At 72.4% G+C, this 24,886-nt stretch carries 23 protein-coding genes; 16 read left to right on the top strand and 7 right to left on the bottom strand.

What is annotated here, in order from left to right; all coding sequences use genetic code 11:
• Positions 1-143: 143 nt before the first annotated feature.
• The 4 genes from leuC (at position 144) to ACFYO5_RS32535 (ending at position 3,495) form a co-directional block, all read left to right on the top strand.
• Complete coding sequence (gene leuC, locus ACFYO5_RS32550) at positions 144-1,574, top strand: 3-isopropylmalate dehydratase large subunit (RefSeq protein ID WP_356562043.1); 1,431 nt, start codon at positions 144-146, stop codon at positions 1,572-1,574.
• Positions 1,575-1,580: 6 nt separating this feature from the next.
• Positions 1,581-2,174, top strand: coding sequence for a 3-isopropylmalate dehydratase small subunit (gene leuD, locus ACFYO5_RS32545; protein WP_356562042.1), 594 nt, complete (start codon positions 1,581-1,583; stop codon positions 2,172-2,174).
• A gap of 284 nt (positions 2,175-2,458) precedes the next feature.
• Positions 2,459-2,689, top strand: coding sequence for a hypothetical protein (locus ACFYO5_RS32540; RefSeq protein WP_356562040.1), 231 nt, complete (start codon positions 2,459-2,461; stop codon positions 2,687-2,689).
• A gap of 137 nt (positions 2,690-2,826) precedes the next feature.
• Positions 2,827-3,495 (top strand): HU family DNA-binding protein, encoded by a 669-nt coding sequence (locus ACFYO5_RS32535; protein ID WP_388715749.1) that lies wholly within the window; start codon positions 2,827-2,829, stop codon positions 3,493-3,495.
• A gap of 133 nt (positions 3,496-3,628) precedes the next feature.
• Here ACFYO5_RS32535 and ACFYO5_RS32530 read toward each other — a convergent pair whose 3' ends face one another.
• On the bottom strand, positions 3,629-3,832 hold the full coding sequence (locus tag ACFYO5_RS32530; protein ID WP_356562036.1) for a hypothetical protein: 204 nt from the start codon (positions 3,830-3,832) through the stop codon (positions 3,629-3,631).
• 10 nt (positions 3,833-3,842) lie between these two features.
• The gene (gene cofC, locus ACFYO5_RS32525) at positions 3,843-4,481 is read right to left on the bottom strand and encodes a 2-phospho-L-lactate guanylyltransferase (protein WP_388715745.1); all 639 of its coding nucleotides are present in this window, start codon (positions 4,479-4,481) and stop codon (positions 3,843-3,845) included.
• Positions 4,482-4,643: 162 nt separating this feature from the next.
• Here cofC and ACFYO5_RS32520 point away from each other — a divergent pair, with 162 nt between their 5' ends.
• The 3 genes from ACFYO5_RS32520 to ACFYO5_RS32510 are packed head-to-tail and all read left to right on the top strand — an operon-like array spanning position 4,644 to position 7,686.
• The gene (locus ACFYO5_RS32520; protein ID WP_388715742.1) at positions 4,644-5,462 is read left to right on the top strand and encodes a lysophospholipid acyltransferase family protein; all 819 of its coding nucleotides are present in this window, start codon (positions 4,644-4,646) and stop codon (positions 5,460-5,462) included.
• The gene (locus tag ACFYO5_RS32515; RefSeq protein WP_388715739.1) at positions 5,459-6,469 is read left to right on the top strand and encodes an NAD(P)H-dependent glycerol-3-phosphate dehydrogenase; all 1,011 of its coding nucleotides are present in this window, start codon (positions 5,459-5,461) and stop codon (positions 6,467-6,469) included. The genes ACFYO5_RS32520 and ACFYO5_RS32515 overlap by 4 nt, the downstream gene beginning before the upstream one ends.
• 59 nt (positions 6,470-6,528) lie before the next feature.
• Positions 6,529-7,686, top strand: coding sequence for a D-alanine--D-alanine ligase family protein (locus ACFYO5_RS32510; protein WP_388715736.1), 1,158 nt, complete (start codon positions 6,529-6,531; stop codon positions 7,684-7,686).
• Positions 7,687-7,716: 30 nt separating this feature from the next.
• Here ACFYO5_RS32510 and ACFYO5_RS32505 read toward each other — a convergent pair whose 3' ends face one another.
• Both ACFYO5_RS32505 and ACFYO5_RS32500 read right to left on the bottom strand, forming a co-directional pair.
• Positions 7,717-8,223 (bottom strand): DUF3515 domain-containing protein, encoded by a 507-nt coding sequence (locus ACFYO5_RS32505; RefSeq protein ID WP_388715732.1) that lies wholly within the window; start codon positions 8,221-8,223, stop codon positions 7,717-7,719.
• Positions 8,224-8,243: 20 nt separating this feature from the next.
• A complete protein-coding gene (locus tag ACFYO5_RS32500; RefSeq protein WP_356562025.1) occupies positions 8,244-8,477 on the bottom strand; it encodes an Lrp/AsnC ligand binding domain-containing protein in 234 nt (77 codons plus the stop codon).
• Between the two features lie 206 nt (positions 8,478-8,683).
• Here ACFYO5_RS32500 and ACFYO5_RS32495 point away from each other — a divergent pair, with 206 nt between their 5' ends.
• Both ACFYO5_RS32495 and thiD read left to right on the top strand, forming a co-directional pair.
• Positions 8,684-9,649 carry a thiamine-phosphate kinase gene (locus ACFYO5_RS32495; RefSeq protein WP_356562023.1) on the top strand — a complete coding sequence of 322 codons (966 nt, stop codon included), beginning with the start codon at positions 8,684-8,686 and terminating at the stop codon, positions 9,647-9,649.
• Positions 9,649-10,455 (top strand): bifunctional hydroxymethylpyrimidine kinase/phosphomethylpyrimidine kinase, encoded by an 807-nt coding sequence (thiD, locus tag ACFYO5_RS32490; RefSeq protein ID WP_356562203.1) that lies wholly within the window; start codon positions 9,649-9,651, stop codon positions 10,453-10,455. The genes ACFYO5_RS32495 and thiD overlap by 1 nt, the downstream gene beginning before the upstream one ends.
• A gap of 667 nt (positions 10,456-11,122) precedes the next feature.
• On the opposite strand, the gene rpmB is transcribed toward thiD, so the two are convergent.
• The gene (rpmB, locus tag ACFYO5_RS32485; protein ID WP_073491182.1) at positions 11,123-11,308 is read right to left on the bottom strand and encodes a 50S ribosomal protein L28; all 186 of its coding nucleotides are present in this window, start codon (positions 11,306-11,308) and stop codon (positions 11,123-11,125) included.
• Between the two features lie 254 nt (positions 11,309-11,562).
• Between rpmB and ACFYO5_RS32480 the strand changes: the two genes are divergently transcribed.
• A complete protein-coding gene (locus ACFYO5_RS32480; protein WP_388715728.1) occupies positions 11,563-13,272 on the top strand; it encodes a DAK2 domain-containing protein in 1,710 nt (569 codons plus the stop codon).
• A 30-nt stretch (positions 13,273-13,302) separates the two neighbouring features.
• On the opposite strand, the gene ACFYO5_RS32475 is transcribed toward ACFYO5_RS32480, so the two are convergent.
• Entirely contained in the window at positions 13,303-16,263 is a 2,961-nt protein-coding gene (locus ACFYO5_RS32475; protein ID WP_388715725.1) for a tetratricopeptide repeat protein, read from the bottom strand.
• Positions 16,260-18,104 carry an HSP90 family protein gene (locus ACFYO5_RS32470; protein WP_356562017.1) on the bottom strand — a complete coding sequence of 615 codons (1,845 nt, stop codon included), beginning with the start codon at positions 18,102-18,104 and terminating at the stop codon, positions 16,260-16,262. Before ACFYO5_RS32470 ends, ACFYO5_RS32475 begins: the two co-directional genes overlap by 4 nt.
• Before the next feature lie 168 nt (positions 18,105-18,272).
• Here ACFYO5_RS32470 and ACFYO5_RS32465 point away from each other — a divergent pair, with 168 nt between their 5' ends.
• The 6 genes from ACFYO5_RS32465 (at position 18,273) to rpmF (ending at position 24,876) form a co-directional block, all read left to right on the top strand.
• Complete coding sequence (locus ACFYO5_RS32465) at positions 18,273-21,503, top strand: helicase-related protein (RefSeq protein ID WP_388715722.1); 3,231 nt, start codon at positions 18,273-18,275, stop codon at positions 21,501-21,503.
• A 110-nt stretch (positions 21,504-21,613) separates the two neighbouring features.
• Positions 21,614-22,201 carry a 16S rRNA (guanine(966)-N(2))-methyltransferase RsmD gene (gene rsmD, locus ACFYO5_RS32460; protein ID WP_356562014.1) on the top strand — a complete coding sequence of 196 codons (588 nt, stop codon included), beginning with the start codon at positions 21,614-21,616 and terminating at the stop codon, positions 22,199-22,201.
• Between the two features lie 26 nt (positions 22,202-22,227).
• Complete coding sequence (gene coaD / locus ACFYO5_RS32455) at positions 22,228-22,707, top strand: pantetheine-phosphate adenylyltransferase (RefSeq protein ID WP_356562201.1); 480 nt, start codon at positions 22,228-22,230, stop codon at positions 22,705-22,707.
• A gap of 122 nt (positions 22,708-22,829) precedes the next feature.
• Positions 22,830-23,882 carry an ATP synthase F0 subunit B gene (locus tag ACFYO5_RS32450; protein ID WP_388715719.1) on the top strand — a complete coding sequence of 351 codons (1,053 nt, stop codon included), beginning with the start codon at positions 22,830-22,832 and terminating at the stop codon, positions 23,880-23,882.
• A gap of 164 nt (positions 23,883-24,046) precedes the next feature.
• Positions 24,047-24,700 (top strand): DUF177 domain-containing protein, encoded by a 654-nt coding sequence (locus tag ACFYO5_RS32445; RefSeq protein ID WP_356562011.1) that lies wholly within the window; start codon positions 24,047-24,049, stop codon positions 24,698-24,700.
• A 2-nt stretch (positions 24,701-24,702) separates the two neighbouring features.
• Positions 24,703-24,876, top strand: coding sequence for a 50S ribosomal protein L32 (gene rpmF / locus ACFYO5_RS32440; RefSeq protein WP_073491177.1), 174 nt, complete (start codon positions 24,703-24,705; stop codon positions 24,874-24,876).
• Positions 24,877-24,886 lie beyond the last annotated feature (10 nt).

Below are 24,886 nucleotides of genomic sequence, written 5' to 3'. Positions count from 1 at the left end.
GGATACACAGCGGCCCGAGGACCAACGGGCCTGGCGGCGGGTGCCCGGGACACAGGGGGCGGCCGGTGAGCCGGAGGGGCGCGTTGCCGCCGCCACAAGATCTCTAGTTGGGCCGGCGCACCTTGCCGGCCGGAGGGAAAGCGATGGGTAGGACACTCGCGGAGAAGGTCTGGGACGACCACGTCGTCCGGCGCGCCGAGGGCGAGCCCGACCTCCTCTTCATCGATCTGCACCTGCTGCACGAGGTGACCAGCCCCCAGGCCTTCGACGGCCTCCGCAAGGGCGGTCGACAGGTGCGCCGACTCGACCTCACCATCGCCACCGAGGACCACAACACCCCGACCCTCGACATCGACAAGCCGATCGCCGACCCGGTCTCGCGCGTCCAGCTGGAGACACTGCGCAAGAACTGCGCCGAGTTCGGTGTCCGGCTGCACCCGCTGGGCGACGTCGAGCAGGGCGTCGTGCACGTCGTCGGCCCGCAGCTCGGACTGACCCAGCCCGGCATGACCGTCGTCTGCGGCGACTCGCACACCTCCACGCACGGCGCCTTCGGCGGCCTGGCGTTCGGCATCGGCACCTCGCAGGTCGAGCACGTGCTGGCCACCCAGACCCTGCCGATGGCCCGCCCGAAGACCATGGCGATCACCGTCGACGGCGAACTGCCCGACGGCGTCACCGCCAAGGACCTGATCCTGGCGATCATCGCGCGGATCGGCACCGGCGGCGGCCAGGGCTACGTCCTGGAGTACCGCGGCCCCGCCATCGAGAAGCTCTCGATGGAGGCCCGGATGACCATCTGCAACATGTCGATCGAGGCCGGCGCCCGCGCGGGCATGATCGCCCCCGACGAGACCACCTTCGCGTACCTGGAGGGGCGCCCGCACGCTCCCAAGGGCGAGGACTGGGACGCGGCCGTCGCGTACTGGAAGACGCTGAGGACGGACGAGGACGCCGAGTTCGACGCCGAGGTCGTCATCGACGCCGCCGAACTGTCGCCGTTCGTCACCTGGGGCACCAACCCCGGCCAGGGCGCGCCGCTTTCGGCACACGTCCCCGACCCTGCTTCGTACGAAGACGCTTCGGAGCGCCACGCCGCCGAACGGGCCCTGGAATACATGGGGTTGGAGGCCGGACAGCCGCTGCGCTCCATCAAGGTGGACACCGTCTTCGTAGGCTCCTGCACCAACGGGCGGATCGAGGACCTGCGCGCCGCCGCCGAGCTGGTGAAGGGCCGCAAAGTCGCCGACGGCGTACGGATGCTGGTCGTCCCGGGCTCCGCGCGGGTGGGTCTGCAGGCCGTCTCCGAGGGCCTGGACGTGGTCTTCAAGGAGGCCGGCGCCGAATGGCGGCACGCGGGCTGCTCGATGTGCCTGGGCATGAACCCCGACCAGCTGGCACCGGGCGAGCGCTCCGCGTCCACCTCCAACCGCAACTTCGAGGGCCGGCAGGGCAAGGGCGGTCGTACGCACCTGGTGTCGCCGCAGGTCGCGGCCGCCACGGCCGTCCTGGGCCACCTGGCCTCCCCGGCCGACCTGTCCGACGCCGAGACCCGTACGCCCGCTGGAGTCTGATCAGCCATGGAAGCATTCACCACGCACACCGGCCGGGCCGTCCCGCTGCGCCGCTCCAACGTCGACACCGACCAGATCATCCCTGCTCACTGGCTCAAGAAGGTCACGCGGGACGGGTTCGAGGACGGGCTGTTCGAGGCCTGGCGCAAGGACGGGTCCTTCATCCTCAACCAGCCCGAGCGCAAGGGCGCGACCGTCCTGGTCGCCGGCCCCGACTTCGGCACCGGCTCCTCCCGTGAGCACGCCGTCTGGGCGCTCCAGAACTTCGGCTTCAAGGCCGTGATCTCCTCCCGCTTCGCCGACATCTTCCGCGGCAACTCGCTGAAGAACGGCCTGCTCACGGTCCTCCTGGAGCAGAAGATCGTGGACGCGCTGTGGGAGCTGACCGAACAGGACCCCACCGCCGAGATCACGGTCGACCTGGAGAGGCGCGAGGTGCGCGCCGGGGGCGTCACCGCCGCCTTCGAACTGGACGAGAACGCCCGCTGGCGGCTGCTGAACGGGCTGGACGACATCTCCATCACGCTCCAGAACGAGCCGGACATCGCCGCGTACGAGGCCAAGCGGCCGTCGTACAAGCCGAGGACGCTCCCGGTCTGACCCCACCGGGAACGACCGCCGGAGGCGACCCCGCGCGGGTCGAATTCCGGCCACCGAGAACCCCTTGCGTACCCCCGATCGGCCCGATCGGGGGTACGGCCATGTCTGCACCCGTTCGGCCCCGCGGGTCTTCGCCGTATCTCCCAACTTCCCACGTTACGACGGTGGTTGCCGGGGTACGTGCCCTCTCAGGACGTGACCTCCCGAGGTGCCGGAAACGGCGCCCGGGGCGTCAGTTGCCCCCTGAGCGGGCGACAACTCGCCCCAGATGGCACAATCTGTGCATGGAACACGACGGCCAACTCGAGCTCTATACGGCGGTCGCGAACCTGCTCAAGGAAGCGCACGCAAGAGTGCGCGCACTGCAAGTCCCGGAGGGCGTACGGATGGCGCTGACCCGGAAGCTGCTGGTCATTACGGCCGCGGCCAAACACGATCTCGCCGACGCGACAAGGCGGCTGGAGCGGTTCATGGCGGACCTCGACGCGGGACGCGTCCCCGAAGAGGAGCGTTGATCGCCTCCGGAGCAGCCGAGTTCGTTGCGGCACAAGGGTGATTAGCCCGTTTCGTGTTTGATTTGCGGTATATATCTGCCTAACGTGCGAAAACGCTTGAACACTTTCGTTCTGGCAATGTCTCCGAAGGGGAAGACGTGAACAAGGCGCAGCTCGTAGAAGCGATTGCCGACAAGCTCGGCGGCCGTCAGCAGGCCGCCGACGCGGTCGACGCGGTCCTGGACGCCATCGTCCGCGCGACCGTCGCGGGGGACAGGGTCTCCGTCACCGGCTTCGGATCGTTCGAGAAGGTCGACCGCCCGGCCAGGTACGCCCGCAACCCGCAGACCGGCGAGCGGGTTCGGGTCAAGAAGACGTCAGTGCCGCGCTTCCGCGCGGGCCAGGGTTTCAAGGACCTGGTGAGCGGCTCGAAGAAGCTGCCGCGCGGTGGCGAGGTCGCCGTGAAGAAGGCCCCCAAGGGCAGCCTCTCGGGCCCGCCGCCCACGATCGCGAAGGCCGCGGGCAAGAAGGCCGCCGCCAAGAAGACCGCCACCGCCTCGAAGACGGCGGCGGCCAAGAAGACCACGCCGGCCAAGAAGACCACGCCGGCGGCGAAGAAGACCGCCCAGAAGTCCACGGCGACGAAGGCCACGGCCACGAAGTCCACGGCCACCAAGTCCGCGGCCAAGAAGACGACGGGCACCGCCGCGAAGAAGACGACGGCACAGAAGGCGCCGGCGAAGAAGACGACGTCCAAGTCCGCTCCCGCCGCGAAGTCGACAGCGCGCAAGACCACTGCCAAGAAGACCACCGCCCGCAAGAAGTAGGGGCTCAGGGTCACTCACGCGCCGGGCCGGACTCCCTCTCGGAGTCCGGCCCGCGGCGTGTTCGGGACCCGTACCAGGTCAGAAGGGCAGCGGGCCACAAGGGCAGCGGATCAGAGGGGCAGCCGGGCGGGGGTCAGAAGGTCTGAAGGGTGACGAGGGTGATGCGCCGGGAGTCACCGTCGCCCTCGATCTCGATCCGCACGCGTTGTCCGGGGCGCAGCAGCCTCAGTCCGCCCGCGTCGAACGCCGGGGCGTCGAAGGGCACCGGGGTGCCGTCGTCCAACAGCACCTGGCCGCTGCGGGTGCCGGCGTCGTACGTGTATGCGGTGGCCTGCATGACCGGCAGCCTACTGCCCCGGAATCAGCAGGCGCGCGGCCGCGGCGGCCGTTCGGGGACCGACCCCCAGCGCCAGGGCCGCCCGCAGATCCTCGCCCGTGTCCACGTCCTGGCGTACGGAATCCACGGCCGCCGGCCGCAGTTCCACGGCGCCGGACGCGCGGTGACGGGCTCGGGAATCCGTACCGAAAGCGGGGAGCAATTCACGGCCGGGGGCCACCGCGAGAAGAGTCGTACCGATTGCTGCCGCATCGGGGAGAAAAGCGCGGGGGAATTCCGCGGCGGCGTCCAGGACACGCGCCAATTCCGGCGGGCGCAGCGCCGGCAGATCGGCGTTGAGAGCGGCCAGCGCGCTGTCGGGCCGTGCGGCGCGCACGGCGGCCGCCGCATGTGCCAGGGCGGCGTTCAGCCCCGCGCGCGGTTCGTCCGGGACGATGCGGGCGCCGAGCGCCGCGAGTTCGCGCCCGGCCAGCGCGTCGTCCGTGACCACTGCCACATCGTGCACCGCGGCACAGGCCAGCGCGGCCGCCACGGTGTCCACGGCGAACGCCAGGGCGAGGCCCGGACGCAGCGCGTCGGCGGCGGTGTCCGCGAGCCTGCTCTTGGCCAGCGCCAAGGGCTTCAGGGGGATGACCAAGCTCCACTGCACCGGCGTACCGTCTCTCTGTCGTCGCGGACATTGTCCCCCGGCCCTTCCGGCGCCGGCTCGGTCGGGGCGTACGGTGTTCTCGACACACCGGTGGCCCGGGGCGACACTTGTCCGGCCCCCGGCGCGGAGGAAGTCAGGGAAGTCCTAGAGGAAGGTGTCCGCGTGCCCCGCCGCAGAATCGGCTTCTGGTACCGCTTCGCAGCGGTGCTCTGCAAACCGCCGCTGGTGATGCTGATCAAGCGGGACTGGCGCGGGACGGAGCACATTCCGGCCGAGGGCGGATTCATCACCGCGGTGAACCACAATTCGCACGTCGACCCCTTCGCATACGCGCACTACCAGTACAACACCGGCCGCGTGCCGCGATTCCTGGCCAAGAGCGCGCTATTCGGGAAGGGTTTCGTCGGCGCCGCGATGCGCGGCACCGGACAGATCCCCGTCTACCGGGAGTCGACGGACGCGCTGAGCGCCTTCCGGGCCGCGATCGACGCCGTGGAGCGCGGTGAATGCGTCGCCTTCTACCCGGAGGGCACCCTCACCCGCGATCCCGACGGCTGGCCGATGACCGGCAAGACCGGGGCGGCCCGCGTCGCCCTCCAGACCAAGTGCCCGGTGATCCCGGTCGCGCAGTGGGGCGTCAACGAACTGCTGCCGCCCTACGCCAGGAAGCCCGACCTCCTCCCGCGCAAGACCCACCACGTCCTGGCGGGCCCGCCCGTGGACCTCACCCGGTTCTACGACCGGGAGATGACCCCCGAGCTGCTGAAGGAGGCGACGGAGGTCATCATGGCCGCCGTCACCCGCCAGCTGGAGGAGATCCGCGGCGAGAAGGCGCCCGACAGGCCCTACGACCCGCGCCGGGAGCGGAACGAACAGCGGCGCCGTACCCAGGCGCAGACCAGCCACGGCAGGTCCCAGGCGCGGACCGGCCACGGCAGGTCCCAGGCGCGGACCGGCCACGAGGGGGAGAACAGCAAGTGAGCAAGCCCGTCAAGGCCGCCGTCTTCGGCACCGGTTCCTGGGGTACGGCCTTCGGCACGGTACTCGCCGACGCGGGCTGCGAGGTGACGCTGTGGGCGCGCCGCGCCCCGCTCGCCGACACGGTCAACTCCACGCGGGCCAACCCGGACTACCTCCCCGGCATCGAACTCCCGGAGAACCTGCGGGCCACCGCGGACCCCGCCGAGGCCGCCCGCGACGCCGACTTCACCGTCCTCGCGATCCCCTCCCAGACACTGCGCGCCAATCTGGCCGCCTGGCGCCCGCTGCTCGCCCCCGGCACCGTCCTCGTCTCGCTGATGAAGGGCGTCGAACTCGGTACCACCATGCGGATGAGCGAGGTGATCGAGGACGTCGCCGAGGTGGGCCGGGACCGGATCGCCGTGGTCACCGGGCCCAACCTGGCCAAGGAGATCGCCTCCCGCAGGCCGGCCGCGGCCGTGGTCGCCTGCACCGACGAGAGCGTCGCCCAGCGTCTCCAGGCGGCCTGCCACACGCCGTACTTCCGCCCGTACACCAACACCGACGTCGTCGGCTGCGAACTCGGCGGCGCGGTGAAGAACGTCATCGGGCTCGCCGTCGGCATCGCGGACGGCATGGGCCTCGGCGACAACGCCAAGGGCTCGCTCATCACACGCGGACTCGCCGAGACCACCCGGCTGGGCCTCGCGATGGGCGCCGACCCGCTGACCTTCGCCGGACTCGCAGGTCTCGGCGACCTGGTGGCGACCTGCTCCTCGCCGCTCTCCCGCAACCACACCTTCGGCACCAACCTCGGCAGGGGCATGACCCTCCAGGAGACCATCGCGGTCACCCGGCAGACCGCCGAGGGCGTCAAGTCCTGCGAGTCCGTGCTGGATCTGGCGCGTCGGCACGGCGTCGACATGCCCATCACGGAAACCGTCGTCGGGATCGTCCACGAGGGCAAGCCGCCGATGGTCGCCCTCAAGGAGCTGATGTCGCGCAGCGCGAAGCCCGAACGACGCTGAGCGACCCCCCTGAGTCGACGCTGTGTCCGCGCCCTACCACCGGGTACTCTCATGCCGATATGAGCACCGAGAACCTTCCCCAGAGCCCTGAGCAGCCGTCTCGTAAGCCGCGTGTGGCCGTCGTGTTCGGCGGACGCAGCTCCGAGCACGGGATCTCCGCGGTCACCGCGGGCGCCGTCCTCAAGGCCATCGACCGGACCAAGTACGAGGTCCTGCCCATCGGCATCACCCGGGAAGGCCGTTGGGTGCTCACCGCCGACGAGCCGGAGCGGATGGCGATCACCGAGCGCCGCACCCCCAGCGTCGAGGAACTCGCCGACTCGCAGGAGGGCGCCGTGGTGCTCTCCGTCGACCCCGCGAACCGCGAAGTCGTCTACAGCGAGCCCGGCTCGGTGCCCAAGGCCCTCGGTGACGTCGACGTCGTCTTCCCCGTCCTGCACGGCCCCTACGGCGAGGACGGCACCCTCCAGGGACTGCTGGAGCTGTCCGGTGTGCCGTACGTGGGCTCGGGGGTGCTCGCCTCGGCCGTCGGCCAGGACAAGGAGTACATGAAGCGGGTGTTCACCTCCTTCGGGCTCGGGGTCGGCCCGTACGTGGTGATCCGGCCGCGGGAGTGGGAGCGCGACGAGTCCGCCGCCCGCAAGAAGATCGTCGACTTCGCCGGTGAGCACGGCTGGCCGCTGTTCGTGAAGCCCGCGCGCGCGGGTTCCTCGATCGGCATCACCAAGGTCGAGGACCTGTCGGGGCTGGACGAGGCCGTCGCCGAGGCCCAGCGCCACGACCCCAAGATCCTGGTCGAGGCCGCGCTGAGCGGCCGCGAGATCGAGTGCGGCGTCCTGGAGTTCGAGGACGGGCCGCGCGCCTCCGTGCCGGCCGAGATCCCGCCGCCGGACGCGCACGCCTACTACGACTTCGAGGCCAAGTACATCGACTCGACGCCCGGCCTGGTGCCGGCCCCGCTGACGCCGGAGGAGACCGCGCGGGTCCAGCGGCTCGCGGTGGACGCCTTCGAGGCCGCCTCCTGCGAGGGCCTCGTCCGGGCGGACTTCTTCCTCACCGACGACGGCGAGTTCGTCATCAACGAGATCAACACGATGCCGGGCTTCACGCCGATCTCGATGTACCCGCAGATGTGGCAGGCGAGCGGCATCGGGTACGGCGAGCTGGTGGACCGCCTGATCCAGGCGGCGTTGCGCAGGTCCACGGGCCTGCGCTGACCCGGCCTGCCGGATCCGCCCGGTCGTGTCCTAGTCGGCGATCCCCTCGGGGATCGCCTTCTTCACGGCCGGGGCCAGATCGACCAGGGCTCCGGTGCCGTCCCGCCCCTCGGGCACGCTGACCTCCACGTACGCGGTGCGGCTGGCCGTGGTGAAGCGGAACGAGCCGTCGTCCTGCCGCTCCATCAGCCAGCTGACACCGTTCACGCCGCCGGCCACCGCGTCGGGGTCGGCGCCCTCGACCACCTTGGGGTCGATCATCTTGGGCGGCCGTACGACGCCGCAGCGCAGTATGATCGCCGGGCTTCCCCAGCCCGCCGTCAGCGCCGACGCGGGCTCGGGATCCTCGCGGCCCAGTCCGTCCAGTCTCGCCGGCAGCGCCTCGTCCAGGTCCTGGCACATCTTCGTGACCTCGGCACCCGGACGGGGAACCGCCACCGACGCGGTGTCGTCTGCTGGGGAGCAGCCCGCGACCGTGATCAGCACGGCGAGCGCGGGCGGCCCGATGAGGATGCGGCGCCGGTGACAGGAGTTCACCGGCCAAGGGTAGACGGGGGCTACAGATGCACCACCGGGCAGGTCAGGGTGCGGGTGATCCCGTCCACCTGCTGGACCTTGGCGACCACCATGCGGCCGAGGTCGTCGACCGTGTCGGCCTGGGCCCGCACGATCACGTCGTACGGACCTGTGACGTCCTCGGCCTGGACGATCCCAGGAATCTTGGCGATCGTTTCGGCGACGGTCGACGCCTTGCCGACCTCCGTCTGGATCAGGATGTACGCCTGTACCACGGAACCTCCAGGGCGGCCACGAGGATCATGTGGGGAAAAGGAACGCCACGGTATCGCGTTGCCGCTCGCCGCGGGGAGACCTGCGGGGACCACGGCTCGCGCGCCGGGGGGCGGGCACGACAGAAGGCGACCGTCTTCTCGACCGTATCGAGGACACTGGTGACGCGCGACCGGGCACGGACAGGGACAGAAGGAGAGCTGGGGCGATGAAGGGCACTGTTGGTGAGCTAGGTGAGTTCGGGCTCATCAGGGAGCTGACCTCCCGTCTCACCACCACCCCGGCGGTCCGGGTCGGCCCCGGCGACGACGCCGCCGTGGTGGCCGCGCCCGACCGCCGGGTCGTGGCGAGCACCGACATCCTGCTGGAGGGCCGGCACTTCCGCCGCGACTGGTCCACCGCCTACGACGTCGGCCGCAAGGCCGCCGCCCAGAACCTCGCCGACATCGCCGCGATGGGCGCCGTGCCGACCGCGCTGCTCCTCGGCCTGGTGGTCCCCGGTGAACTGCCGGTCACCTGGCCGACCGAGCTGATGGACGGTCTGCGCGACGAGTGCCAGGTCGCCGGCGCCTCCGTGGTCGGCGGTGACGTCGTACGCGGTGACACGATCATGGTGTCGATCACGGCTCTCGGCGATCTGCGCAACCAGGAGCCGATCACCCGGTCCGGCGCCCAGCCCGGCGACCTCGTCGCGGTGACCGGCTGGCTGGGCTGGTCCGCCGCCGGGTACGCGATCCTCTCCCGCGGTTTCCGCTCGCCCCGCGCCTTCGTCGAGGCCCACCGCCGTCCCGAGCCGCCGTACCACGCCGGCCCCGCGGCCGCCCTGCTGGGCGCGACCTCGATGTGCGACGTGAGCGACGGGCTGATCGCCGACCTGGGGCACATCGCGGAGGCCAGCAAGGTCCGTATCGACATCCGCTCCGGCGCGATCGACGTGCCCTCCCAGATGAACGACATCGGGCAGGCCGTCGGTGTCGACCCCATCCAGTGGGTGCTGACCGGCGGAGAGGACCACGCGATCGTGGCGACCTTCCCGCCGGACGTGAAGCTCCCGGCCCGCTGGAAGGTGATCGGGGAGGTCCTCAACCCCTCCGCCCTGCCCCAGGTGACGGTCGACGGGGCGCCCTGGACCAGCAAGGGCGGCTGGGACCACTTCGGGGACATGGAGTCGTGATCCCCCCGAGAGTGCTGACGGTGGCCGGCTCCGACTCCGGCGGCGGCGCGGGCGTCCAGGCCGACCTCAAGACGATGCTCGCCCTCGGCACGCACGGCATGAGCGTGATCACCGCGGTCACGGCGCAGAACTCCCTCGGCGTGCAAGGCGCCTGGGAACTGCCCGTGGAGGCGGTGCGCGCCCAGTACCGCAGCGTCGTCGACGACATCGGCGTCCAGGCCGTGAAGACCGGGATGCTGTCCTCCGCCGAACTCGTCGAAGCGGTGGCCGAACTGGTCGCCGGCACGGACGCTCCGGTGGTCGTCGACCCGGTCGGCGTCTCCAAGCACGGCGACCCGCTGCTGGCCGCCTCGGCCCTCGACCACGTCCGCGCCAAACTGCTCCCGGTCGCCACCGTCGCCACGCCCAACCTCGACGAGGTGGCCCAGCTGACGGGTGTACGGGTGGAGTCCGAGCGCGGACTCCGGCAGGCCGCGGCGGCCGTCCTGGCGTACGGGCCGCGCTGGGTGCTGATCAAGGGCGGTCATCTGCCCGGCGACGCGGTCGACCTGCTCACCGACGGATCCGAGGAGCACTGGCTGCGCGCGCCCCGGTTCGACAACCGGCACACGCACGGCACGGGCTGCACCCTCGCCTCGGCGATCGCGGCGCAGCTCGCGAAGGGCGAGTCCGTGCCGGCGGCGGTGGCGGCGGCCAAGGAGTACGTCACCGGGGCGATCGCCGCCGGGTTCGCGCTCGGCGGCGGCATCGGCCCCGTGGACCACGGCTGGGCCCTCGAAGCCCGGCACGGCGCCGCAGCGGGGTAGTACGGCGCGGGAACGGCCCCGCCTCCGCGACCACCGGCACCGGCCGCTGCGGCCACGGCTTCCGGGGGCTTCTTCGGGCAGCGCGCCGTCGCCCCGGCGCCGCTCGCCGACGGGGCACGGATCCCGTACACCGCGAGGCACCTGGCCGGGGCGGGGCGAGAGGGTGCGGAGTGAGGCGGTGCGGGGCGCCGGGGCGGGGTGAGAGCGGGCGGAGTGGGACGGGGCGGGGCGAGACCGGGCGGATTGCGCCGGTGCGGGGCGAGACGGTGCTAGGCGAGACGGTTTCGGCAACGCGCGCGTGCCGCACCGGTCGCGGGCCGGGTCCTTCCGGCGCCGGCCGGCCCGGTGAGGGCGGCAGACCGTGCCTCGGGCGGGTCCGCGTCGTTCCCCGCCCGTTCGTCCTCCCGGCCGACCGTCCTCCCGCCCGGCGAACCCGGCGGGAGCCACCGGCGGCGAGGACGGCGGCGGGGTGCCCGGTCCGGGCCGGTCAGCTCCTGGAGCAGGCCCGGCGCACCGTGGCCCCCGTTCCGGCCGCGCGGCCGGAACGGCCGTCCGGTGGGCAGCGTCCGGTGGACACGGCGTCCGGCGGGCATGGCAGAAAGCCGGCCCACCAGAGGTGGACCGGCTCCATGCAGCAACCAGCAGTGACCGCGCGCTTAGCTGTGCGTCAGCGCGAGACCTTGCCGGCCTTGATGCACGAGGTGCAAGCGTTCACGCGCTTCGGCGTCCCACCGACCACGGTACGCACGCGCTGGATGTTCGGGTTCCAGCGACGGGGCGTACGGCGGTGGGAGTGCGAGATGCTATTGCCGAAGCCCGGCCCCTTGCCGCAGACGTCGCAGTTGGCAGCCACCGGTCACTCCAAAGACTTCAGATGCACTTACGGTTGATCCCGGCATGCCGGGATCAAGATCGTGGGATCGAAGATCTGAGTGGCGCTGCCAGGGGGATGGCCCGATGGGATCGGGCAACCGGAGCAGCATACAACGGCCGCTCCGATACAACGAAACTACCACGGCCGCCCGGGGCCCGGTCCCTGCCCTCTACCGGTGGACACCCGCCCACGGTCTACGCTGCGTCCCAGTCCAGCAGCTCAGGGAGGCCCAGGTGCCGCAGGTGCCGCAGACATTCTTCGATGCTCTCGCGGTGCGCACCTGGTGCGGTCTCGCGCTCCGGGCGCTGGGGCGCGCGCGTGAGGAGATCGACGCGATCAACGTGTACCCGGTCGCCGACGGGGACACCGGGACCAACCTGTACCTGACCGTGGAGTCCGCCGCGACCGCCGTCGAGGCGGTGTTCACCGGTCACGCCGCCGGTTCCGCGCCCGACGGCATCCCTTCCCTCGCCGACGCCGCGCGCGCGATGGCGCACGGAGCGCTCATCGGCGCGCGCGGGAACTCCGGGACGATCCTGGCGCAGCTGCTGCGCGGCATGGCCCAGGTGCTCGCCGTCGAGGGTGAGAGCCCTCACACCGACGCGGCGGGGCTGAGTCTGGCGCTGCGGCAGGCCGCCGACGCGGCCCGGCGGGCCGTGGCCCACCCGGTCGAGGGCACGGTCCTGTCGGTCGCCTCGGCCGCCGCCGACGCGGCGGCAGGGGCCGAGGGGGACTGCGGGACGGTCGCGAAGGCCGCCTACCGGGGGGCGTGCGAGGCGCTCGACGCGACGCCCGGTCAGCTCGCCGTCCTGAAGCGCGCCGGGGTGGTGGACGCGGGCGGGCGGGGGCTGGTGGCGGTGCTGGCCGCGCTCGTGGAGACGTTCACGGGCGAGACGCCGGTCTTCGAGGGGCGTCACCGTGACTCCGGCGGCGTCCGGGTGGGCCTCCCGGCGGCCGTCCGGACCGCGGGGCCCGACGCGCCCGCGGACTCCTGCGCGGACGACGGCGCCGCGTGCGACGGCCCCGCCTTCGAGGTGATCTACCTGCTGGAGGCCGAGGACGCGGCCGTCGACCGGCTCCGGCAGCGGCTCGACGCCCTGGGGGACTCGCTCGTCGTGGTCGGCGGCGACGGGCTGTGGAACGTCCACGTGCACGTGGACGACGCCGGCGCCGCCGTGGAGGCGGGCGTCGAGGCCGGCCGGCCGTACCGGATCCGCATCACGCACTTCGGCGCCGACGACGTGCACGCGCGCGGGGCCGAGCGGGTGCCCCGCGAGCGCGTCCAGCGGGCGGTCGTCGCCGTCGTGCCCGGCGAGGGGCTGGCCGGGCTCTACGCCGAGGCCGGCGCGACCACCGTGCTCGCGCGCCCGGGAGAGCCGCCCGCCAGCGGCGAGCTGGTCCAGGCCGTACGGCGGGCCCACGCGCGCGAGGTCGTGCTGCTGCCCAACGACGCGGACCTGCGCCACACCGCCGCCGCGGCGGCCGAGCAGGCCCGTGCGGAGGGCATCCGGGTGGCCCTCATCCCGACCCGTTCCGCGGTCCAGGGGATCGCCGCGCTCGCCGTGCACCAACCGGACCGCCGCTTCGACGAGGACGTCGTCTCGATGACCTCGGCGGCCGGCGCCACCCGCTACGCCGAGGTCACCGTCGCCGAACACCAGTCCTGGACCATGGCCGGCATCTGCCAGGCCGGCGACGTCCTCGGCCTCGTCGACGGCGACGTGGCCGTCATCGGCGCCGACGTCACCGCCACCGCGGAGACCGTCCTGGACCGCATGCTGGCGGCGGGCGGGGAACTCGTCACCCTGGTCCTCGGCGACGACGCTCCCGAAGACGTCGCGGAACGTCTTCAGACGCGGGTGCGGGAGGCGTACCTCGCCGTCGACACGGTGGTGTACCACGGGGGACGGCAAGGCGCGCTGCTGCTGATCGGCGTGGAGTGACGGTCGGGCGGCCGCGGTGAGCGCCGCCCGTCACCGCTCCTCCCCGGCCGCCTCCCGGGCCGCCTGGAGCAACTGCTCCGCCTCCGCCCGCCGCGCCCGTACGGTCTCCTCGTCCCCGCCCTCGAAATCGGGGTCGGTCTCCGCGTCCGCGTACGCCCTGAGCACGGCACGCGCGCGTGCGGCCGCGGCCGAGGGACGTCCCAGGTCGGCCTCCAGCCAGCCCGCGGCCAGCTCGGCGCCGGTGCGCGGTGGCAGGGCGGCGGCCCCGAGGGAGACGAACACCGCGACCGCCTGCGACATCTGGGACAGCGCCTCCGCCATGGCGGCACGGATCGCGTCGTCGTCGGCGTCCCCGGCCGCCGAGCGCGCCAGGAGGTCGCCGAACTGACGGTGGGTGTGGCCGAGTTCGAAGACCAGCCGCAGACGCGTCTCCTCGTCGTCCGCGGCCTCCAGCGCGTCGGCGCATTCCCCGACGGCGTCCGCCATCAGCTGCCGCGCCGCGTCCCCGCCGTCCTCCGTGCGCGACGCCAGCCACGCACGCGCGCGCAAGGAACGCACCAGCCCGTGCACATTGCCCAGGGAGCGCCACAACTCGCCCGCGCGCGCGTACGCCCGGTCCGCGTCGGCGTGCTGCCCCGCCTGGCCGAGGGACTCGGCGGCCAGATGCGCGAGCGTCGCGTGGTCCTGCTGCTCGGGCCAGTGCCGGGCGATCTCGGCGGCCTGCAACCGGCGCTCCGCGGCGGCCCGGTGCTCCCCCAGCTCGCTCAGACAGTCGCCGAGCCACCACTGCGTCTGGACGACCGCCCCGTCGCCGTGCGTCTGCGCCGTCAGGTCCGCCAGCGCCGACTCCAGCACCTCCGCGGCCTCGGCCCACCGGCCCAGCCGCACCAGGAAGCCGCCCAGCTGGTGCCGCGCCCACGCGCCGAACGCCGGGCCCTCGCCCGCCTCGTCGGCCCAGTGCGCCGCCTCCAAGGCGTGCTCGGCGGCCTCCCGCGCCTGTCCCCGGCCTGCGACGACCTCGGCGAGCTGGAGGTGCAGCTGTGCCCTGCCCACCGGCTCCAGGTGCCTGCCGCCGTGCTCCAGAGCGGCCCGCAGCGCCCGCTCCGCCTCCACCATGTCGCCCAGGTGGTGCGCGAGAGCGGCCAGCCTGGCCTCGTACTCCACGGCGAACCAGGGCAGCCCCGCCCCGACGAACTCCCCGGCCGCCCGCGCGAACAGCTCCGTGCCCGCCTCGACCGCCCCCGACCGGACCGCCAGCTCCGCCAGCATCGCGTGCCCCTCGGCGACCCGCGCGACGAGCCGTACGTCGTCCCCGGTCCGCCCCTCGACGAGCGCGAGCAGCTCCCGTACCGCCGCCTCGGCCTCCGTCGACACCTCCTCGGCCACGGGCCCGTCGGCCTCGTGGACACGCCGCATCAGGATCCGCGCACGGCCCATGAGGACCCCCGCCGCCTGGCGCAGCTGCGTGCCGCCCTCGGCGTACAGCGCGAGCACCCGGTCGTACGGCTCGGCGACCGCGACGAGCGCCTCGTCGATCTCTCCGGCGAGGGCGCGGACGTAGGCGGCACGCGTGCGTGCCGCCAGCGCCTCACCGAGGTCGCCCGCCTCCGCGTACAGGCCGGCCGCCAGCTCGAACGTTTCGGCACCCTCCGGGCCCATCCCCATCGCCCGGTGGTCGGCGATCTCCGCGCGGTCGCGCGCGTCCAGCTCGGCCCCCTCCGCGGCCATCGCCACCGCCGCCCACGCCTCCACCGCGTGCGGCCGCAACGTGTCCGACAGCCGCCGCGCCTCGGCGAGCAGTGCGGGGAGGTCCGGCGCGCCCGCCTCCGCCGTGGCCGTCGCCGCGGCCGGGGGAGCGACCGCGGGGGCCGGCGGCCTCGCCGCGCGCACGCCCAGCGGCAGCCGCTCCACCAGCGGCCCCTGCGCCATCCGCGCGCGGGCCCGCTCACCGATGTGCGACGTGCCGTTGCGCTCGTCGAAGCGCGCGGCCAGCGCGAGCGCCTGCGCGCGCGCGTGGACCGCGAGATCGGCCGCCGTCCACACCCGCCCGGCCGGTCCGGGCACCTGCCGCCCGCCCATGCCGAGCGCGGACAGCCGCTCCATGAGCAGCACGACCACGCTCAGGAAGTCCAGCCTGCTGCGCGGCTGCCCCTCGTCGGTGAAGTAGGCCGGGCGCTCCGCGAGCAGCTCCAGAGCCCGCGCCTCGTTGCCGGTCAGCGCGCAGAACTCCACATGGTCGGCGTACGCGCCCCGCATGCTCTCCATGGCCCGCACCAGCCGGAAGCCGCGCAGATGATGGGCGCGCGCCTCCTCCGGGCGGCCCAGCCGCAGCAGCGGCAGCAGGGACGACGCGAGCACGGTGTGCGGCTCGTGCGCGCACGTGTACGCGCCCTCCAGGACAGGCGCCCACAACTCCAGGGCCTCCGCGTCCCGGCCCCGTTCCGCACGCCACCAGCCCTGCCCGTGCAGCTCGCACGCGTGGCAGTCGGCCATGCTGTCGCGGTCCGCGGCCAGCCAGGCGGCGAACGCCCGCTCGGCCCGCTCCTCGTCCCCGACATGGGCGGCCACGCTGAACTCGGCGCTGCGCACGGCCCGCTCGGAATGCCCCGCGAGCCGGTAACGGTGTTCCATCTCGCCGAGCCACTTCTCCACCGACGCCAGCGGAACGTGCGGCTGGTCGAGCATGCCGGCCGACATCCACTTGAAGACCCAGTGCAGCGCGTGCGTCTCGTGCGCGTCGAAGTCCTCGGGCCGTTCGTCCCACATGCGCAGCAGGCGCGCGAACGGGACGAACATCCTGTCCTTCTCGGAGCTGTAGTTGTAGACCTTCAGCTGGTGTCCGAGCGCCTCGATCACGGCGAGCGGAATGTTCAGCTTCTCGGCCTCCACGAGCAGCAGCTCGGCGCGCGCGTTGCGCGCCGGGCCCTCCGGCTGCTCGCCGTTCTCCGCCATCGCCCGGCGCAGGGAGTCGAAGTCCGTGATCGCGGTCATCGCCGGCCGTCCTCCTCAGGTGTGGCTTCCCCGTGCGTGGCCCACTCCAGCAGGCCGATGAACGCCCGGTTCAGGAGCGCGGAGTCGGCCGGCCGCAGCGGCCGCTGCGCCATCAGCAGCGCCTGCCCGTACAGCGACTCCGTGGCGGTGCCGATCAGCTCGGCGTCCCGCAGGGAACTGATCCGCCGGATCAGCGGATTGAGGTGGTTGAGCACCAGACGCGCGCGCGGGGCGCTGCCGCGCAGCGAGCCCAGGATGCCCGCCCACAGGTCGTCGGCCCGCGACTCGGCGTCCGCCCGCGCCTGCTCGTGCCGGGCCGCCCGGTCGTCCAGGTGCAGCGCGGGCACGGACAGCGGGTGGAAGGCGCGCAGCACCACGTCACAGCCCAGCGGATCGAGCTTCGCCCGCGCGGCCGCCAGGAAACCCGACAGCGCCAGCTCCTCCGCCGCGTCCACGGCGTCCAGGTGCGCGGTCACGGTGTCCGCGTCCAGCTCGGCGACCACCGTCCCCGGCCGCACCGACGGCAGCGCCTCAACCAGCTCGCTGTCGTACGTGTAACCGCCGTTGATCACACCGACGCCCTGGGCGGAGGCGATCGGCGCCACCTGCCGGTACTCCTCCACGGTCCGCGTGAAGTGCACCACCGGATGCCGCTGCGCGAACTCCTCCAGCGACAGCCGCCCGTCCGTCGTCTCGAACGGCAGCCACGGCAGCATCGTGCGCAGCATCTCCCCGTCGTGCCGCGCCAGGGACTTCACCCCCAGGTGATGCACGGCGAGGAACGCCGCCAGCCGCTCCGGGTCCCCGGCGGCCAGCCCCGTCAGCCACGCCCGGATCCGCTCGCCCAGAGCCTCCCGCACGGCGGCGAGCGTCTCGTCCTCGTACAGCGACTCGCGCGAGGCCGTGGGCCGCAGGCTGTCGGTGTCCAGCACGCAGCGCACGAAGAACGCCCAGTCGGGCAGCAGCTGTTCGGCCCGGTCCGTCAGCAGCATGCCCTTGAGGTGCACGCGGTGACCCGCCCGCTGGGCCGGACTGACCGCGGCCGGCAGCACGTACGCCACCCCGCGGATGCCCGCCAGCGGCACGTCCAGCCCGATCGAGTCCAACGGCGTGAACCCGAACAGCTCGTGACAGTGCCGGGCCAGCGCCACCCGCCGGTTCGCCGGAGAGGCGTACGGCCGGTCCCAGGGCGCCGGCAGATCGGTGACCGCCTCCTCGCCGACCTTGACGTCGTACGGAAGCAGTGAGCCGAAGTCGCGCGCCAGCTGAAGGACCCGCTGCTCGGTGAGCCACTCACCGGCACCGGCCCGCGCCACCAGGTGCACGGTGGTGCCCGGCTCGGGGCGCGCCTCGTGAGGCAGCGTCCGCACGGTGTACGAACCGTCGTCGCGGGCCGTCCACTCCACCGGCGGCGCGGCGGGCGTACGGGAACTGCGGCTGACCACCCGGATGCGCTCGGCGACCACGAAGCAGGCCAGCAACCCGATGCCGAACTGCCCGAGGAAGTCGGAGCGGGCCTCCTGGAGCCCGTCCGCGCGCTTGGAGCTGCGCCCGATGGTGGCCAGCAGGCCGTGCACGTCGGACTCGGTGAGTCCGACGCCGGAGTCCTCCACCCGCAGCTCCCCGTCCGAGGCGAACAGCCGCACCCGCGCCGGGGCGCCGGGCTCCTCCGCCCGCCGGGCGGTGATGGCGTCCACGGCGTTCTGGAGCAGCTCGCGCAGATAGACCCTGGGACTGGAGTAGAGGTGATGGGACAGCAGGTCCACGAGACCGCGCAGGTCGACCTGGAAGCTGTGGGGTGACGGGGATGCCTGGGATGACGGTGAGGTCTGGGAGTCCATCGCTGCTGCGCCGTGGCTTGGGGGAGGGGCGACGGCGCGGGGTCGGGCGGTCCCGGTGGGGCGGTGACCGCGGGGGATGGCCGGAGCGCGCCATCCTAGAGCCGGAACGAGCCGCCTGACCAGGGGTTTCGGGACACGTATACGGCAATGTCAGTGGGGTGGTGTGCAATGGATCTCGTGCCCGCGCTCGAAGAACCGCTCAAGAAGGTGCTTGGCCCACCGACCGCGAAGGTGATGGCCGAGCACCTCGGCCTGCACACCGTCGGCGACCTCCTGCACCACTACCCGCGCAGATACGAGGAGCGCGGCCAGCTCACGCACCTCGCCGACCTCCCGATGGACGAGCACGTCACCGTGGTCGCCCAGGTCGCCGACGCCCGCCTGCACACCTTCGCCTCGTCCAAGGCCCCCCGCGGCAAGGGCCAGCGCCTGGAGGTCACCATCACGGACGGCAGCGGCCGCCTCCAGCTGGTCTTCTTCGGCAATGGCGTGCACAAGCCCCACAAGGATCTCCTGCCGGGCACGCGCGCGATGTTCTCCGGCAAGGTGTCCCTCTTCAACCGCCGCCTCCAACTGGCCCATCCGGCGTACGAACTGCTGCGCGGCGACACCGACGAAACCGTCGAGACCTGGGCCGGCGCCCTCATCCCGATCTACCCGGCCACCGCCAAACTCGAGTCCTGGAAGATCGGCAAGGCCATCCAGACGGTCCTGCCCAGCGCCCTGGAAGCCGTCGACCCGCTCCCGGACTCCCTGCGTGAGGGCCGCGGCCTGCTCTCCCTCCCCGAGGCCCTCCTCAAGATCCACCGCCCGCACACCAAGGCCGACGTCGACGGCGCCCGGGCCCGCCTGAAGTGGGACGAGGCCTTCGTCCTCCAGGTCGCCCTCGCCCGCCGCCGCCACGCCGACGCCCAACTCCCGGCCGTCCCCCGCGAAGCCTCCCCGGACGGCCTGCTCTCCGCCTTCGACGACCGCCTCCCCTTCACCCTCACCGAGGGCCAGCGCAAGGTCTCGAAGGAGATCTTCGACGACCTGGCGACGGACCACCCGATGCACCGGCTGCTCCAGGGGGAGGTCGGTTCGGGCAAGGCCCAGCCACTCGACTCGCTCGTGCTCACCCCCGCCGGTTTCCGCCGCATGGGGGACATGGAGGTGGGCGACGAGGTCGTCGTGCCGGACGGCGGGACCGCGGTGGTCGACGGTGTCTTCCCGCAAGGGGAGCGCGATGTCTGGCGCCTGGTCCTGTCCGACGGCAGCTCCGTCGAATGCGACGACGAACATCTCTGGATCGTCGGCACGGGCGGAGGCGAACACGGCGGACAGGCCCCCAAGGTCATGACGGCCCGCGACATCCGTCTGGACACGCGGGAGCCCGACGGATCCCCCAAGTGGTACATCCCGGCGGCGACACCGGTCGATCTCGGCGACGACTCGCCACTGTCGCTCGATCCCTACCTGCTGGGCACGCTCCTGGGGGCGGGCCCGTGGGAGGGCTCGTTCCGCCACGACCTCGCACTGTCCCCGACCGGCTCCGGGACGAGCGACGCGGTGACGGCGGCCGTGGCCCCCGAGCGCCGGCCGGCGCCCGCCACGGGCTCCGAGCGCGACCGCGCGATCCCACCGACGAGGCGCGCCGCGGGCGTGCGCAATCCCGTGATCGGGACCCTGCGTGAACTGAACCTGTGGGACGTGGCACCGGACGCGAGGTTCGTTCCGGACGAGTTCAGGAACACCTCGGTCAAGAACCGCCTCGCCCTCCTGCAAGGGCTCATGGACACGGACGGCACCGTCGACGCGGACGGCGCGGGCGTCTCGCTCCGCACCGCCTCGCCGAGGCTCGCGGACGACGTCGCGTGGATCGTGCGCTCGCTGGGCGGCCTGGCGAGGGTCCTGCCGGACCGGGCCGCCTTCACCGTCTCCGTGTCCCTGCCCGAGCGGTACCCGCCGTTCCGGCCGACCCGCACGGCGGACCGGGCAGGCCCCCACCCGAAGGACGACACCTTCCGACGTGGGATCCGCGCGGTCGAGTACGTCGGACGCAAGCCGGTCCAGTGCATCAGCGTCGCCCACCCCGGCCGCGCCTACGTCACCGACAACTTCACGGTGACGCACAACACCATGGTGGCCCTGCGCGCCATGCTCGCCGTCGTCGACGCCGGCGGCCAGGCCGCCATGCTCGCGCCCACCGAGGTCCTCGCCCAGCAGCATCACCGCTCCGTCGTGGAGATGATGGGGGAGTTGGCCGAGGGCGGGACGCTCGGCGGGGTCGAGAACGCGACCAAGGTCGTGCTGCTCACCGGTTCGATGGGGGCCGCGGGGCGGCGGCAGGCGCTGCTCGACCTCGTCACCGGCGAGGCCGGCATCGTCATCGGCACCCACGCGCTGATCGAGGACAAGGTGCAGTTCCACGATCTGGGGCTGGTCGTGGTCGACGAACAGCACCGGTTCGGCGTCGAGCAGCGGGACGCCCTGCGCGGCAAGGGCAAGCAGCCTCCGCACCTGCTCGTCATGACCGCCACGCCCATCCCGCGCACGGTCGCCATGACGGTCTTCGGAGACCTGGAGACCTCCGTCCTCGACCAGCTCCCGGCCGGCCGGTCCCCCATCGCCAGCCATGTCGTGCCCGCCGCCGACAAACCGCACTTCCTGGCCCGCGCCTGGGAGCGGGTCCGCGAGGAGGTCGAGGGCGGCCATCAGGCGTACGTGGTCTGCCCCCGCATCGGCGACGAGGAGGACGGCCCCGGGAAGGCCAGGAAGAAGGTCCCGCAGGACGAGGCCGAGAAGCGTCCGCCGCTCGCCGTCCTGGAGGTGGCCGACCAGCTCGCCAAGGGCCCCCTCCAGGGGCTCAGGGTCGAGGTGCTGCACGGCCGTATGCCTGCGGACGACAAGGACGCCGTCATGCGGCGCTTCGCCGCGGGGGACACCGACGTCCTGGTCGCCACGACCGTCATCGAGGTCGGGGTCAACGTGCCCAACGCCACCGCGATGGTGATCATGGACGCCGACCGTTTCGGCGTCTCCCAGCTGCACCAGCTGCGCGGCCGGGTCGGCCGCGGCTCGGCGCCCGGACTCTGCCTCCTCGTCACCGAGATGCCCGAGGCCAGCCCGGCCCGCCAGCGCCTCGGGGCGGTCGCCACCACCCTCGACGGCTTCGAGCTGTCCCGCATCGACCTCGAACAGCGCCGCGAGGGAGACGTCCTGGGCCAGGCCCAGTCCGGAGCCCGCTCCAGCCTGCGCGTCCTCGCCGTCATCGAGGACGAGGAGGTCATCGCGGAGGCGAGGGAGGAGGCCACACGGGTGGTCGCCTCCGACCCGGAGCTGACCGCCTACCCGGGCCTGCGCACCGCCCTGGACGCCCTCCTGGACGAGGAGAGGGAGCAGTACCTCGAGAAGGGGTGAGCCGTGCCCACCCCGGGGGCGCGGGGCCGTCATCCCCGTGCGGTTGCCGCCGCACGCGCGCGCCCAGTGACAATGGACCCGGACAACACGCCCTCGACCTAGGACCGAAGATGACCCGCGTGATCGCCGGGAAAGCCGGCGGACGTCGCCTGGCCGTCCCGCCAGGGACCGGCACCCGCCCCACGTCCGACCGCGCACGTGAGGCCCTCTTCTCCACCTGGCAGTCCCTGCTGGGCGGTGCCCCTCTCGACGGCGAGCGCGTCCTCGACCTGTACGCCGGCTCCGGCGCCGTGGGGCTGGAGGCCCTCTCCCGGGGCGCGAGCCACACCCTGCTGGTCGAGGCCGACGCGCGGGCGGCCCGCACGATCCGGGAGAACGTGCGGACGCTCGGCCTGCCCGGCGCCGAGGTCCGGGCCGGCAAGGCCCGGCAGATCGTCCAGACGCCACCGGCACAACCGTACGACCTGGCCTTCCTCGATCCTCCGTACGCCGTCACGGACGACGATCTTCGGGAGATCCTGCTCACACTCCGCTCGGAGGGGTGGCTCGTGGCGGAAGCCCTCGTCACCGTGGAGCGCAGCACCAGAGGCGGCGTGTTCGACTGGCCGGACGGCTACGAGGCGATCAGGTCCCGTCGCTACGGCGAGGGAACGTTTTGGTACGGTCGCGCCGCCTCTACGTGCGAAGACGCACGATGACCGGACCGGAGAGCGAGGGATCACTAGTGCGCCGCGCCGTCTGTCCCGGGTCGTTCGACCCGATCACCAACGGACATCTCGACATCATCTCCCGCGCCTCCCGTCTGTACGACGAGGTCTACGTCGCGGTGATGATCAACAAGTCCAAGAAGGGCCTGTTCGAGATCGACGAGCGGATCGACCTCATCCGCGAGGTGACCGCCGAGTACGGAAACGTCCGCGTCGAGGCCTTCCACGGCCTCCTCGTCGACTTCTGCAAGCAGCGCGAGATCCCGGCCATCGTCAAGGGCCTGCGCGCGGTCAGCGACTTCGACTACGAGCTGCAGATGGCCCAGATGAACAACGGCCTCTCCGGCGTCGAGACGCTGTTCGTCCCCACCAACCCGACCTACAGCTTCCTGTCGTCCTCCCTGGTCAAGGAGGTGGCGACCTGGGGCGGCGACGTGTCCCACCTGGTCCCCCCGCTCGTCCTCGAAGCACTCGCCGAACGCCTGCGCAAGGACTGAGCGAAGGGCCGCCCGAGCACCGGGTGTCCGACGGCCCGTCACTCGCTGTCCGCCGGACACCTCATGGCCGTACAGTCGTTGCGTCCGTCTCCAACACAGCAGCAGGAAGTGGCGAGCAACCGGTGGACGTGCAGAAGAAGCTCGACGAGATCGTCACGGCGGTCTCCAGTGCCCGGTCGATGCCGATGTCGGCCTCGTGCGTGGTCAACCGCGCCGAACTGCTCGCCCTGCTCGAAGAGGTGCGGGCGGCCCTGCCCGACTCCCTCGCCCAGGCCCGGGAGCTGATCGGCGGCCGCGAGCAGCTGGTCGAGCAGGCCCGGCAGGAGGCCGACCGGATCATCTCCGGCGCGCACGCCGAGCGCGGCTCCCTGATCTCCGACACCGAGATCGCCCGCCGCTCCCAGGCCGAGGCCGACCGCATCCTGGCCGAGGCCCGCAAGGAGGCCGAGGACATCCGCGCCGAGGCCGACGACTACGTCGACTCCAAGCTCGCCAACTTCGAGGTCGTCCTCACCAAGACCCTCGGCTCCGTCGGCCGCGGCCGCGAGAAGCTCCTCGGCACCGGTCCCGGCGTCGACGAGCAGGGCTACGAGGACGAGGACGCCCCTGAGCGCAGTCCCGACCCCGAGACCCTGCGCCGCGACGCCGACGCCTACGTCGACGTGAAGCTGGGCGCCTTCGAGGCGGTCCTCGCCAAAACCCTGGACGCCGTCGGCCGCGGCCGGCAGAAGCTGCACGGCCGGATCGCCAGCGACGACCTCGGCGCCCTCGCCGACGACGACACGACCTTCCAGCACTCCTCCGACGCCGACTACCTCGCCGACCTCGCCGCCCTCACGGAGCGGGAGACCCCGGCCGAGCAGCCCGCGCAGCGGTCGTACGAGCAGCCGCAGGAGGCCTACTCCTACCAGCAGCAGCCGGACCCGTACGGCTACCAGCAGCAGGGCTACGGCCAGCAGCAGGACGCCTACGGCTACCAGCAGGCCGACCCCTACGCCTACCAGGGCTACGACACCCAGCAGGCGCCGTACGACCCGCAGCAGGCCGTGCAGCAGCAGCCCCAGGCGCCCCAGCAGGAGCAGCAGGGGTACGCCCTCGACGAGACCAGCCTGTTCGACACCGGCATGATCAGCGCCGAGCAGCTGCGCGCCTACGAACAGGGCCGAGGCCTGTAGGACCTGGCCCCGAGAGGCGTCCGGGGCGGGCTCCCGGACCCGGATTGGGCTGTGGGCGAATGCTCCAGTATCCTGGCCCTTCGGTCGCGTGTAGGTCCGCGATCGCCGCTGCCCGCAACACCTGAGGGCGGCGGCCCCCACAGCACGGAAGATCGAAAGCAGGAATGGCTCTGAACGCCCGCCTCGACCACCGCAACCCTCTCGTGTTCGACACACACGAGCTGGGGCGGCGTCCTGGCGCGCTCCAGCGTCTGTCCCGTGAGATCGAAGCCCCCGCGGACCTCGGGATCCAGGGGGTCATCGGAGTGCCGCAGGGCGCGCCGGTGAAGCTGGAACTCCGACTCGAGTCGGTCATGGACGGTGTGCTTGTCACAGGCACCGCCCGTGCACGGGCCGAGGGGGAGTGCGTAAGGTGTCTGGAGCCGGTCGAGCTGGCGCTCGAAGCGGACTTCCAGGAGATGTTCTCGTACCCTGACGCCGACGACCGGGGCCGCGTGAAGGCGGAACCGGTCGACGACGCCGAGGAAGACGAGGACAGGCTCTTTCTCGAGGACGGCTTGTTCGACCTCGAACCCGTGCTGCGTGATGCGGTGGTGCTCGCACTGCCGATGCAGCCGGTGTGCCAGGACGACTGCCCGGGATTGTGCGCCCAGTGCGGAGCACGCCTTGCGGACGACCCGGACCACCACCATGACGCCGTCGACATCCGTTGGGCGGCACTGCAGGGACTCGCCGGTTCACTCGAAGACGGCGAGAAGGACGAGATGAGTGGCGAAGCGCCTCGATCGGCGCCCGCCAACGAGAAGCAGGAGAAGTAGCCGTGGCTGTTCCGAAGCGGAAGATGTCGCGCAGCAACACGCGCCACCGCCGGTCGCAGTGGAAGGCTGCGGTCCCCAACCTGGTTGCGTGCGAGCGCTGCCACGAGCCCAAGCTGCAGCACATCGCGTGCCCGTCTTGCGGCACCTATAACAAGCGCCAGGTCCTCGAGGTCTGAGCGGCTGGTG

This window comes from Streptomyces sp. NPDC006259, from assembly GCF_042870975.1.
Taxonomy (GTDB): domain Bacteria; phylum Actinomycetota; class Actinomycetes; order Streptomycetales; family Streptomycetaceae; genus Streptomyces.
This window is presented reverse-complemented; position numbering and strand designations above follow the sequence as displayed.

Bases quoted from the DNA above. Each gene is read 5' to 3' on its own strand.
- ACFYO5_RS32540 (WP_356562040.1), top strand. From the start codon at position 2,459: ATGGAACACGACGGCCAACTCGAGCTCTATACGGCGGTCGCGAACCTG.
- ACFYO5_RS32495 (WP_356562023.1), top strand. From the start codon at position 8,684: ATGAAGGGCACTGTTGGTGAGCTAGGTGAGTTCGGGCTCATCAGGGAG.
- ACFYO5_RS32445 (WP_356562011.1), top strand. From the start codon at position 24,047: ATGGCTCTGAACGCCCGCCTCGACCACCGCAACCCTCTCGTGTTCGAC.
- leuC (WP_356562043.1), top strand. From the start codon at position 144: ATGGGTAGGACACTCGCGGAGAAGGTCTGGGACGACCACGTCGTCCGG.
- ACFYO5_RS32475 (WP_388715725.1), bottom strand. From the start codon at position 16,263: ATGACCGCGATCACGGACTTCGACTCCCTGCGCCGGGCGATGGCGGAG.
- ACFYO5_RS32470 (WP_356562017.1), bottom strand. From the start codon at position 18,104: ATGGACTCCCAGACCTCACCGTCATCCCAGGCATCCCCGTCACCCCAC.
- leuD (WP_356562042.1), top strand. From the start codon at position 1,581: ATGGAAGCATTCACCACGCACACCGGCCGGGCCGTCCCGCTGCGCCGC.
- ACFYO5_RS32465 (WP_388715722.1), top strand. From the start codon at position 18,273: ATGGATCTCGTGCCCGCGCTCGAAGAACCGCTCAAGAAGGTGCTTGGC.
- rsmD (WP_356562014.1), top strand. From the start codon at position 21,614: ATGACCCGCGTGATCGCCGGGAAAGCCGGCGGACGTCGCCTGGCCGTC.
- ACFYO5_RS32530 (WP_356562036.1), bottom strand. From the start codon at position 3,832: ATGCAGGCCACCGCATACACGTACGACGCCGGCACCCGCAGCGGCCAG.
- ACFYO5_RS32510 (WP_388715736.1), top strand. From the start codon at position 6,529: ATGAGCACCGAGAACCTTCCCCAGAGCCCTGAGCAGCCGTCTCGTAAG.